General features: G+C 42.5%; 9 protein-coding genes. 5 read left to right on the forward strand and 4 right to left on the reverse strand.

All coding sequences use genetic code 11. The features are described from left to right. Positions 1 to 309: 309 nt before the first annotated feature. Positions 310 to 549, reverse strand: a complete 240-nt coding sequence (locus NSTC745_RS08270; protein ID WP_445636723.1) for a hypothetical protein — start codon at positions 547 to 549, stop codon at positions 310 to 312. A gap of 538 nt (positions 550 to 1,087) precedes the next feature. Here NSTC745_RS08270 and NSTC745_RS08275 point away from each other — a divergent pair. Beyond that, positions 1,088 to 1,912, forward strand: coding sequence for a SirB1 family protein (locus tag NSTC745_RS08275; protein WP_445636724.1), 825 nt, complete (start codon positions 1,088 to 1,090; stop codon positions 1,910 to 1,912). 87 nt (positions 1,913 to 1,999) lie between these two features. Here NSTC745_RS08275 and NSTC745_RS08280 read toward each other — a convergent pair whose 3' ends face one another. Next, a complete protein-coding gene (locus NSTC745_RS08280; RefSeq protein ID WP_445636725.1) occupies positions 2,000 to 2,443 on the reverse strand; it encodes an SRPBCC family protein in 444 nt (147 codons plus the stop codon). A gap of 694 nt (positions 2,444 to 3,137) precedes the next feature. Between NSTC745_RS08280 and NSTC745_RS08285 the strand changes: the two genes are divergently transcribed. Then, positions 3,138 to 4,796, forward strand: coding sequence for a mechanosensitive ion channel (locus NSTC745_RS08285; protein ID WP_445636726.1), 1,659 nt, complete (start codon positions 3,138 to 3,140; stop codon positions 4,794 to 4,796). 217 nt (positions 4,797 to 5,013) lie between these two features. Here NSTC745_RS08285 and NSTC745_RS08290 read toward each other — a convergent pair whose 3' ends face one another. Together NSTC745_RS08290 and NSTC745_RS08295 are read right to left on the reverse strand one after the other, a co-directional pair. After that, entirely contained in the window at positions 5,014 to 6,468 is a 1,455-nt protein-coding gene (locus tag NSTC745_RS08290; protein WP_445636727.1) for a GTP-binding protein, read from the reverse strand. A 38-nt stretch (positions 6,469 to 6,506) separates the two neighbouring features. Then, positions 6,507 to 6,971: a hypothetical protein gene (locus NSTC745_RS08295; protein WP_445636728.1), complete on the reverse strand. Its 465-nt coding sequence runs from the start codon at positions 6,969 to 6,971 to the stop codon at positions 6,507 to 6,509. Between the two features lie 97 nt (positions 6,972 to 7,068). Between NSTC745_RS08295 and NSTC745_RS08300 the strand changes: the two genes are divergently transcribed. The 3 genes from NSTC745_RS08300 to NSTC745_RS08310 all read left to right on the forward strand — a co-directional run bounded on the left by NSTC745_RS08300 (position 7,069) and on the right by NSTC745_RS08310 (position 11,320). Then, positions 7,069 to 9,198, forward strand: coding sequence for an SPFH domain-containing protein (locus tag NSTC745_RS08300; RefSeq protein WP_445636729.1), 2,130 nt, complete (start codon positions 7,069 to 7,071; stop codon positions 9,196 to 9,198). 87 nt (positions 9,199 to 9,285) lie between these two features. Continuing rightward, positions 9,286 to 9,900 carry a hypothetical protein gene (locus NSTC745_RS08305; RefSeq protein ID WP_445636730.1) on the forward strand — a complete coding sequence of 205 codons (615 nt, stop codon included), beginning with the start codon at positions 9,286 to 9,288 and terminating at the stop codon, positions 9,898 to 9,900. Between the two features lie 79 nt (positions 9,901 to 9,979). Next, positions 9,980 to 11,320, forward strand: coding sequence for an ATP-binding protein (locus NSTC745_RS08310; RefSeq protein ID WP_445636731.1), 1,341 nt, complete (start codon positions 9,980 to 9,982; stop codon positions 11,318 to 11,320). Positions 11,321 to 11,503: the final 183 nt, after the last annotated feature.

The following is an 11,503-nucleotide window of genomic DNA, read 5'->3' on the forward strand; positions in this document are numbered from 1 at the left end:
CAGTAAGCTCCAAACTGCCTAAGCAGAGATCAAAAACGAAATTGCACATGAAAATTCTGCTAAGACTGTCTATGAGTAAGGCAGTCACAGCGATCGCACATACAAGCAATAATGGAAATAATTTAATTCTTGAATTTCGCTCTAATTAGCAGGTTGATAGCATTTTACTACCCTGATTTTATTGTCTGGTATAATTACGAGTATTATTATGAAATACAATTAAGAAAATAAATATTATTACTTAAATTTATCTAAAATTCACAATAAAAGTTTGTATACGCTTATACATAATATTTTAAAAATCTCATTCTATATACGTCGTATCGCAACTGTTAAGCTATCAGATTCATAATCAGAATCAAAAACTGTATGAACTTTTAGTAAAGTTATATACAAATATATAAGTATTGTGTTGTATGCTTTGCGTAGGCGCAGCCCGTCACAGACATCGCAAACACAGCAGTCTGGAAAGTTGGGATTAACCCGACTTAAATAAAAAATCTGCCCTTCCCAGCGATCGCCACAAAGAGCAGTACCATGCCATTTCATTTAAATAGTTAATACAAATGCTCTCAATCCCGTTTCGGAATTGAGTAAATCAACAATTGATAATTTTTAGTTTGATACTATAGCCTGTCCTTGTCTGCTGAGGTACAAATCTCTGCGTACCTCTGTCTTGAAAAGTTCCGATCGCCGGAAGCCGGCGCTCAGACTTTTCGCTGTCCTTTACTCCGCGTTCCTGGAGCGTTTCAAAATATTATCTGTAACTTACTTAACTGGGAATTGCTATATACATTTTTATACTGAAAAAAACATAGTTAGCATAAATACTTACTATGAATATGTATTTTAGTCAATAGTAAAGAACTATACTAAATTATTTTCATACCTTCGATAGATCGATTTCGTGAAATCTATGTACAAATTACATTTCCAAATTTCGTGAATATTCATAAGATAAAAATATGTACAAAAAGCGGAAAGTCCGAGCAACTGGCTTTTGGCAAACATAACTTTTCAAGAAACTGTTTTTAGTTCAGCCTAGCCACTTTCGCTTCATCCCCACACCTCCACCGAGCAATAGCTTATGAATTTCTCGTTAGCGCGACAATATTTTTATCAAGAGATTCAGCAGTCTGACGAGGAAATTGATTTAGCAAAAGCAGCTTTGTTGATTGCACAAGAAGAATATCCAAACCTAGACCCAGAGGAATATCTCAACGCCCTTGATACAATGGCATGGGAACTGCAAGAACGTCTGCCTCAAGAGCGATATCCTCTGCGGGTGATTCAAACTATTAATCAATATTTATACGAAGATTTAGGATTTTCTGGTAATAAAATTGACTACTACGACCCACGCAACAGTTTTTTGAATGATGTAATTGATAGAAGATTGGGGATTCCCATTACTTTAGCGTTAGTTTACTTAGAAGTTGCGCGACGGATTGACTTTCCGATGGTGGGTATAGGAATGCCGGGACATTTCTTGATTCGCCCAGATGTTGCAGATATGGAGATTTTCGTCGATGCCTTCAATGGTGGTGAAATAATATTTCCCGAAGATTGTCAAGAAAGGCTATCTCAACTTTATCAGCAACCGATAACGCTACAACCAGAATTTTTAGCTGTGGTAACTCATCGGCAAATTTTAGCAAGGATGCTAACAAATTTAAAGTTTATTTATTTAAAACAACAAGAGTTAGAAAAAACACTAGGAGCAGTTGAAAGAATTTTACTGTTGTTTCCCGATTTAACTTTAGAATTGCGCGATCGCGGTTTGATCTATTATCAACTAGGCCACTATCCCCAAGCCACAAACGACTTACAAAGTTATTTAGTAAAAGTTCCTGATGCCAAGGATGCACCAGTGATTCGGCGGCTACTTGCGGAGTTGGGAAAGGATGGGTAGGGAGCACAGGAGGCAGGGGGGCAGGGGGGCAGAGGGGCAGAGGGGCAGAGGAGAAATGACTAATGACTAATGAGTAATTACCAATGACTAATTTTGTTCTTCTGCGACTCGTTTGAGGCGGCGTAACTGAGCTTCCATGTCTTGTTTTGTCCAAGATGCAGCAAAGGTTTTAAAACCCCAACTTACTAGGGGGTTAGGAATATCGAACTCAAAGCGATTGAGTAGGAGTGTTCCTTTTTGTGTTGGTTGACATTCCCAGCGATCGCGCCCTTGAAAAAATCCCTCGAATTTCCAGACTACCAAACCCGGCTGTCGTTCTACAACTACGCTTTTCAAAGTTGGTTGGAGTAGAGGAATTTGAATGATAAAACGACTTTGACTGCCTACATCCGTACTCCAGACTTCGCCCACAGGTTCGCAACGAAGGACAGGGTTTAGCCAACGGTGCATAAGTGCTAAATCGGTAATACAGCGTTCGACTACCGTGGCTGTAGCGTTAATTTGAATCGATTGTTCCAGTACTTGGGACATTCCAGATTTTTTAAGCTGTTGCTGCAATTAGAGTAACGCAATTCAGGGGGTATTGGGCAAACAGGAGGTGTGGGAGGGGTGGGAGGTGGGGAGATGGGGAGATGGGGAGATGGGGAGGTGTGGGAGGTGTGGGAGGATGGGGAAGAAATCTTTCCCCGTCTCTCCCCACACTCCCCACACTCCCTTGTCTCCCCTGCTCACCCTGCCCCTCTACTCGCCACTTACTTTTTGACATTTTTTTTGAAAAAACCAAAAAATTTTGACTATATCAAACAGACAGTGAGTTTACGGGTAATTTGCTGGTAAATTGATAAGCAAAACACTAGTAAACTTACTGGGATGCAGAATTATGCAACGGGTGACGCCGATTTCGTCCCAATTTCAGTACAACGAGTTGGGGAGGAATGGGCGTTATGGAGCTGGGTATTGGCTACTGGGTACTGGCGAAGAAATTGTTTTACAGTAATTTTCAGTAAATACACCCCGCTTACTGTAGGGGCACAGCATTGCTGTGCCCATACAACAGATGTGGTTTAAATACATGAAAACTACTGTCAGGTTTGGTTCAGATAGAAATCAACATACTTATTTTCACAGTACCTAGTCCCCAATTCCCATTCCCTAGTTCAAATCTAGCCTCCCGATAAGTATTTCAAGCGTTTTTGGCGAATTAAAAGCTTAATACTGGAAAACCATGAACACAACTTGGCAAGGAATAACCCAGTTGATAGATATTGGTTTATCGATGAGGGGACAGCAATTTTTGGCACAATCGCCCAGTCTGCAAACAAGTCAAGCAGTAAACGAAGGCGTCGCTAATGTGCAAGGAATTGTCGAACAGTTGATTTTGTTTATGCCCCGCGTGCTGGGGGCTGTGGTAATTTTGTTTGTAGGTTGGCTAATTGCAGCGATCGCAGCCACAGTAGTACAGAAAATCCTCAACCGCACAAACATAGATAACCGGATTGCAGCAGGCATAACTGGTCGTCAGGATGTTCCTCAGGTGGAGAAGATAATCTCCGACTTGGTTTTTTGGAGCATTATCTTACTGACGGCGGTAGCTGTTCTACAAACACTGAATTTAGAGATCGCATCTCGACCGCTAAATACTTTTCTTGAGCAACTGGTTGGCTTTTTGCCAAAGTTAGTTGGTGCTGGAATCCTTTTGGCAGCTGCTTGGGTATTAGCCAGTATTGTCAAAATTGTTACTCTGCGTTTATTACAGACATTTAATCTGGATGAGCGTTTGAATCCACAGCCTATTGATAGCGCCCCAAGTCTCAATCAATTGTCTCTAAGTGAAAGCATTGCCAATGCTCTGTATTGGTTTATATTTTTACTATTTCTGGTTCCGATTCTGGATACTCTCGGACTCAGAGAAGCTCTACAACCAGTACAAGCTTTAATTACAAAGATTTTGGTAATTCTGCCAAACATTTTAGCAGCAGTGGTGATTGCCGCAGTTGGCTGGTTTATAGCTAATGTGGTGCGGCGAATTGTGACGAACTTGCTAATAAGTACTGGTGTTGACAATTTAGGTAATCGATTTGGATTATCTTCGACTGCGGGAGTGCAATCTTTATCGAGTATCATCGGTACGATTGTCTATGTTTTGATTTTGATTCCTGTGGCGATCGCAGCCCTTGATGCTTTACAAATTGCTGCTATCTCGCAGCCGGCGATCGCTATGTTACAACAGGTTCTCAACGCTGTACCTGCCATCTTTACAGCTATAGCAATTTTGATTATTGCCTATTTCCTGGGACGGTTTGTAGCAGATTTGGTTACAAGTATCCTGACTAATTTAGGCTTTAATAACATTTTCACTGTATTGGGTTTGGCAACACCTACTAGACGAATTGTCATTTCCACAGAATCAACAGAATCAACACCTCCTCCAATTCCCACCCGTACTCCATCAGAAGTTGCAGGCATTGTTACCTTAGTAGGTATTATGCTATTTGCAACGGTAGCGGCGGTAAATATCTTGAATATTCCAGCCTTGACAGCCTTAGTGTCTGGTATTTTGGTTATATTTGGGAGGATTTTGGCAGGTTTGGTAATATTTGCCATTGGTTTATTCTTGGCAAATCTGGCTTTTAACATTATTACCAGTTCTGGCGATCGCCAAGCACAGATTTTAGGACAGGTAGCGCGGATTTGCATCATTACTTTAGTATCAGCAATGGCACTACAACAAATTGGAGTTGCTAGTGATATTGTGAATTTAGCCTTTGGACTGTTATTAGGTGCGATCGCTGTTGCTATTGCCCTAGCTTTTGGTTTGGGAGGTCGCGATATTGCCCGCGAACAAGTTCAAGAATGGCTCAATTCTTTCAAAGGTAGAAACTAAAATTTGATGAAGGCGCAATTTCGTCCCGTAAGTATCAATAGTGGAGAAAATCTATCGATAATTTTGGCTAAAAGGTTGAAAGTTAAAGTTTAGAAGCTCGGAGTTTGAGTGTAGAACTTGAGATTTTAAGTTCCACACTCAAGTTCCGAAGAAATTGTCCGGCATCTGCAATTATTGGCGTTGCGCTGTCGCAGAGCGCACCCTACATTTCAAGGCGTCACTTTCTGAGTTTTACTTTGTGGAGTAATTCATCTTTAATGCGGTTGAGAATTGAAGTTTCATCAAGGTTTGTCAAAATCCGATTAATTACTGCTTTTGGCCCATCAGGCCCCCAAGTCGCACCGTTGGCTAAATAAACTTTGGTAACTTGTCCAATACCGTAAGAAGAAACACCAGCGACTCCTGCTTGGGTGAGTGCTACGGATATATAAGGAGCAAGGGCAATACCAGCGGTAGCAGTTGCAGAGATGCCAAGTAAAGTTTTTAATCCACTCAAACCCAAGTTTGCTAAAAGTTCGCTGGCTCCGATGCCGCCCATACTGAGGGCGATTTTTTGTAGTAATTGTACGGCTCCTGCTTCGGTCATGGAGAAGCCATAGAGTTTAGATAAACCTAAAATTAGAGCAATATCAATTACAACACTACTAAGAATATCTACCACAGTTACGGGATTAAGAGCGATCGCCACCGCCTTAGCCATCACTGCTCTCCAAATCAATTGATTGGCATTTTCCTCACGAATCATCAATTTTCGCTCTATCAATTGCTCATTTACGGTGTCAGCATAAAGCATAGTATTGAGAGCAACTAAGGCTTTACCTTCACGGTGCAAAATCTCCAATATTTTCAGCTTCAGTTCCTCGACTTGGGCATTACCCGGACGCAATTGTATGCCCCTAGTACCATCAGGGCGAACAACGGCCGTCTTCACCATTGGCGATGCTGCTGCCATGACAATTTCTAAAGGTGTGAGTAATTCCCGCACCCTTTCATCGCGGATTTTGTGATAAATTGCCATGCGATCGGCTTCTGGATATTGGTCTACTTTGTTAAATACCAGAATTATTGGTTTACCCGCTTCCCGCAATTGAGAAAGCGCAATGTGTTCTATTTTTGTCATATCGCCGGATATAACAAACAAAATCAAATCCGCTTGTTTGGCAATCTGTTCAGCCAGTGCAGCGCGGGTTGCCCCGTCTACCTCATCTAAACCAGGAGTATCAATTAATTCCACTTGTGATTGACCAACACCAGGGAGGGTGACTCGCAAAGCGCGTTCAGTTTCCCCAACCGCTTCTTCGCTAATAGTCCAATTCACTCTTTGTGCAGCACGGGTAACACCATGCAGCGGCCCGGTTTCAAATACTGTTTGTCCAACCAAAGCATTGAGTAGCGAAGACTTACCACGTCCCACCATACCAAAAGCCGCAATCTGCACTACCATGCGGTCTAACTTGCCCAGCATGGTTTCCAAATCAGTAATCTCCACCTCCAGCCCCGCTTTTTCTTGGGGACTGAGGTCAAGATTAGTCACCAAATTTCGTAGCGCCGTTTGTGCTTGTTTATAATTCAGTTCCGTTTGAATATCTTCAAAACTGAAAATGGCACTATCTAGTTCTTCCTCCCAACTGGGTGAGTTGCTGTGATGAGGTTCGGGCAATGTGGAAGCCATAATTTAGATTCTTGGTTAACCTCGCTATTCGATCCTAGTTATTTTTTACAGGGAATGGGGAATGGGGCATTGGGAATGGGGCATTGGGAATGGGGCATGGGGCATTGGGCATTGGGTATGGGGTATGTGGAAAGGCGAACTCTATTAATGAGTATCCAAGACTCATTCACGAGTATCAAAGACTCATTCACGAGTAATAAAGACTCGTCGGCGAGTATTAAAGACTCATTCACGAGTATTAAAGACTCGTCGGCGAGTATTAAAGACTCATTCACGAGTATCAAAGACTCGTCGGCGAGTATTAAAGACTCATTCACGAGTATCAAAGACTCGTCGGCGAGTATTAAAGGCTCATTCACGAGTATCAAAGACTCGTCAGCGAGTATTAAAGACTCATTCACAAGTATCAAAGACTCATCGGCGAGTATCAAAGACTCATTTTTGCATTCTACAAAATATATCTCCCATCCCTCATGCCCCATGCCCAATGCCCCATGCCCCATACCCCATACCCAACTTTTGAAGCCAAGTTTAAGAAATCGAGGTCTGGGTTGGTGAAGTGTTAACTTAGCTAATTAGTTGCCCAAGTGGGCAAAAAATATGAAAAGTCTTCAATCTTGCCTTGGTAAGCGTAAACAGAATAAAATAGCGCGTTTTGCAGCATCTGTAGCAGCAGCGTTGGCGATCGCTGCGCCAATGTCTTTGACAAACGCAGGCAGTATTAATTATGCCAGTGCTACTCCCATAAAAATCACTACTGCAAAAGAATTAACTTCGACATCACCCCATTTAACTCCAACTAAACCAAGTATTGCCCAGTTACAAACTAATCAAACTCAATATCAAGCTGCTGGAATCGATCCTTTTGTACTGGTTCCCATCGTACTTGTTGGTGGTTTAGTTATATTTGTCCCTCTGTTCTTTGGCGGACTGGTGGTCATTGGCGAACGGGAAGTTGGTATTGTTGTCAGAAAGTTTACCCTTTCTGGACGCGGGCTTCCGGCTGGAAGGTTAATTGCTCTCAACGGTGAAGCTGGCTTACAGGCAGATACTCTTGCCCCTGGCTGGCACTGGGGCTATTGGCCTTGGCAATACTCGGTTCGTAAAGAATCTGTAGTTGTTGTTCCCCAAGGTGAAATCGCTTTAATTGTCGCCGCAGATGGCGAACCCAACCCACCGCAGCGCATTCTGGGGAAAATTGTCGATTGTGACAATTACCAAGATGCGCGGAAGTTCCTCACCCAAGGTGGTGAAAAAGGTCGGCAAATGGGTTTTCTCACAGCTGGAACTTACCGGATTAATACTGCTCTGTTTAAAGTTATCACCGCTGCCAATGCTACAACTCACGGCATGACTCCAGAACACTTGCGGGTTTATAGCCTAGCTTCTGACAAAGTTGGCATCGTCACTACTTTAGATGGTTTACCAATTTCCGACGGTGAAATTGCAGGGCCGATAATTGAGGGACACAACAACTTTCAAAATGGTCAGAAATTTATTGATGGCGGTGGACGACGAGGTTTACAAGAACAAATTCTACTTTCTGGTTCTTGGAATTTAAATCCCTGGTTTGTTCAGGTGGAACAAGTGCCAATGACAGAAATTCCCATTGGCTATGTAGGTGTGGTGATTTCTTTCGTGGGTAAAGCGCATCAAGATGTCAGTGGCGCTGCTTTCACACATGGTAACTTGGTGAATCAAGGACACAAGGGCGTGTGGGTGGAACCACTGTATCCTGGGAAGCACCCGATTAATTCGCGGATCATGAAAATTGAACTGGTGCCGACGACCAATATTGTATTAAACTGGTCAGACCGCACCGAACGTCACAGTTATGATGCTCAACTAGCATCCCTGACAGTCCGATCGCGTGATGGATTTGCCTTTGATTTAGAAGTAGCGCAAATTATCCATGTGGGTGCTTTGGATGCGCCGAAGGTAATTTCCCGCGTTGGCGCAATGCAAAACCTCGTAGACCACGTACTAGAACCAACTATTGGTAACTATTTCCGCAACTCAGCCCAAGATTATACAGTACTAGACTTTTTGACAGCTCGCAGCGAGCGACAAACTGAGGCTGCTGAGTATATTAAAACAGCACTGCGGGCTTATGACGTGCAAGCGATCGATACCCTGATTGGTGATATTCAGCCACCAGCGTCGTTAATGCAGACACAGACAGACCGGAAAATTGCGGAAGAAGAACGCAAAACTTATGAAGTCCAGCAGTTAGCGCAAACCCAACGCCAACAACTTGTTCGGGAAACAGCCTTGGCTAATATTCAGCAAGAAATGGTGAAATCAGAGCAAAGCGTACATATAGCTGACCTGAAAGCCCAAGCCCAAATCAAGGAAGCCACAGGTGAAGCCGAGGGAATAAAACTCCGGGCAATTGCGGAGGCTGAAAGTATTCGCGCCACAGGTAACGCCAAAGCTGAAACCTACCGCACTGGTGTGGAAGCCTTGGGTTCGCAAGGTTATACAGCAATGCAACTGATGCAAATTATCGGCGATCGCCATGTCCGCTTGATTCCAGATGTTCTCGTTGGCGGTAACGGTAGTAATAACGGCTTAGTAGATGGTTTACTATCTTTGATTTTATGGAATCAAACTGGTAAAAATGGCGATTTAACAGCAACGCCTTTGCATCCACAACCGATAGCCCCAACCCAACCAACCTCAGAAAATGGTATTCCACCAATAATTGTGAATTTTCCGACAGATAAATAACATAATCTCACAGTAGGGGCGTACAGCTGTACGTCCCTACCCATACATCTGTCGCATTCTTATTATTTGCTTGATTGGAGGAATTCAATGAGCCGCCCACCATTGTTAGATCCAAATCGCTCCTATACTTTTAGTAATTACTTTGAATTAGGGTTTCCAGTTGATGATTTAGTAGCTGAATTTGGTTATTCATTCGAGCGAAAATTTATTGAATTCCCACAATATTCAGGCACATTAGATAGGCTTGCCGACCTGAAACAACGGATTGAAGAAGTATTACCTTTTGTAGATTTAGAGAATGAAGCTACACGTAGAGAAATTTTAATTGCGCCGATTGTGACTGATTTAATCCATTATTCACACGCTAAATTACGAATAGAATACAGTATTAAAGTTGATAACAAACTCCAAGGTAATTTAGATTATTATCTGCGAACAACAACCAACTTAATTGTGATTGAAGCCAAGCAAGCAGATATAAATAGGGGATTTATACAACTAGCGACTGAGATGATAGCCCTTGATAAATGGACTGACTCTACTCAATCTGAAATATTGGGAGCAGTAACGACAGGTAATGTTTGGCAATTTGGTATATTATACAGACAAAAACAAAGTATTCAACAAGCAATTAACCTTTATCGAGTGACTGAAGAATTAGAAGTTGTGGTCAGAACAATGCTTGCTGCACTGATGAATTAATCGGTAACTTGATATAAAAACTTGTTGAATTTTGAAATGCGATCGCATTGCTATAAAAGATAATCATATTACTAGCTTTATGTCTATAGATTTACGAGCATTTTTTCAGGCCACAGACCCCAGTAGAACCCTGTTCGCCAACAATCTGTCAGATGTCAAATACTACATTGATTTTTCTGGGGTGCGAGGCGGAGATATTATTGGTAAGCTGAAGCAAAAAATTACTTTTTTCAAGCCAAATGAAGCTACCTGCACCCTGTTTACTGGTCATATTGGCTGTGGAAAATCGACGGAACTATTAAGGCTACAGGCAGAACTGGAAAGATCCGGCTTTCATGTGGTATATTTTGAGTCCAGCGAAGACTTGGAAATGACTGATGTAGATATTGCTGATGTGCTGCTGGCGATCGCTCGTCGCGTCAGTCAAAGTCTGGATAAAATTACACTGGAGGAAACTAGTAAGTTTAACGATCTACTCCAAGGTGCGTGGAAGATCTTAAACTCCGAGGTGACGGGGGCAAAACTCAAGCTGGGTGGTGTCGATGTTGGTGTTGACCAAGAAAAGTTGTCTTTGGCTTTTGGTATTGGCGAAATCACCACCAAAATGAAAAGCGACCCGACGCTACGCACAAAACTTAATCAATATCTAGCGCCGCAGAAAACTAATTTATTAGAAGCGATAAATCGGGAATTATTGGAAACAGCGATCGCTAAACTAAAACAGCAGGGTAAACAAGGTCTAGTAGTAATTGTAGATAATCTTGACCGGATAGATAATCGTGCCAAAGCTTGGGGTCGTCCGCAGCAGGAATATTTATTTGTAGACCAGGGTGAATTTTTGACAAAGCTGAATTGTCATTTAATTTATACCATGCCTTTATCTTTGAAATTTTCTAACGATTACGGAATGCTTACCCAGCGTTTCCCCGAAGACCCCAAAGTATTGCCGATGGTGCCACTACAATGGCCTGATGGTAGCGTTCACGAACAGGGAATGGCACTCATGAAACAGATGGTGCTAGCTAGAGCCTTTCCTGACTTGGAAGCAGATGAACGTTTGAGTAAGATTACTGAAATTTTTGATAATCCCGCCACCCTAGACCGCTTATGTTTATTGAGTGGCGGTCATGTGCGAGACTTACTCAGACTGCTGAACACTTGGATTATGGAAGAAATGGCGCTTCCTCTTACCCGTGAAACTTTAGACCAAGTTGTTCGCGCCCGCCGTAACGAAATGATGATGCCAATTTCCGATGAAGAATGGCAACTGCTACGTCATGTCAAGCAAAACAAAAAAGTCAGCGATGACCAAGGATACCAGAAATTAATCCGCAGTCGCTTTGTTTTTGAATATCGCGACAGCGGCGAATCTTGGTTTGATGTCAACCCGATTTTGGCAGAAGCCAGAGAGTTGCAGTGAAGTTTTTGCTTATCCGCTCACCCGCCAAGGATTAAAATCCCTGGCTAATAGCCAAAGTCCTCTAAAGAGGACTAATAATTTAGCTCCAGTCCACTTGAGTGGACTTTAGCTATTAGCCTTGCACTTGAGTGCAAGGCGGGATATGTTGACTCAACGTCAAAATCTGCACACAACTCTAGATTT

The organism is Nostoc sp. DSM 114161, assembly GCF_052692665.1.

What these genes read in the sequence shown, in the direction of transcription:
- NSTC745_RS08270 (WP_445636723.1), bottom strand. Translation starts at nt 549, where the DNA reads ATGAAATGGCATGGTACTGCTCTTTGTGGCGATCGCTGGGAAGGGCAG.
- NSTC745_RS08310 (WP_445636731.1), top strand. Translation starts at nt 9,980, where the DNA reads ATGTCTATAGATTTACGAGCATTTTTTCAGGCCACAGACCCCAGTAGA.
- NSTC745_RS08290 (WP_445636727.1), bottom strand. Translation starts at nt 6,468, where the DNA reads ATGGCTTCCACATTGCCCGAACCTCATCACAGCAACTCACCCAGTTGG.
- NSTC745_RS08275 (WP_445636724.1), top strand. Translation starts at nt 1,088, where the DNA reads ATGAATTTCTCGTTAGCGCGACAATATTTTTATCAAGAGATTCAGCAG.
- NSTC745_RS08300 (WP_445636729.1), top strand. Translation starts at nt 7,069, where the DNA reads ATGAAAAGTCTTCAATCTTGCCTTGGTAAGCGTAAACAGAATAAAATA.
- NSTC745_RS08280 (WP_445636725.1), bottom strand. Translation starts at nt 2,443, where the DNA reads ATGTCCCAAGTACTGGAACAATCGATTCAAATTAACGCTACAGCCACG.
- NSTC745_RS08285 (WP_445636726.1), top strand. Translation starts at nt 3,138, where the DNA reads ATGAACACAACTTGGCAAGGAATAACCCAGTTGATAGATATTGGTTTA.
- NSTC745_RS08305 (WP_445636730.1), top strand. Translation starts at nt 9,286, where the DNA reads ATGAGCCGCCCACCATTGTTAGATCCAAATCGCTCCTATACTTTTAGT.
- NSTC745_RS08295 (WP_445636728.1), bottom strand. Translation starts at nt 6,971, where the DNA reads ATGGGGCATGGGGCATTGGGCATGGGGCATGAGGGATGGGAGATATAT.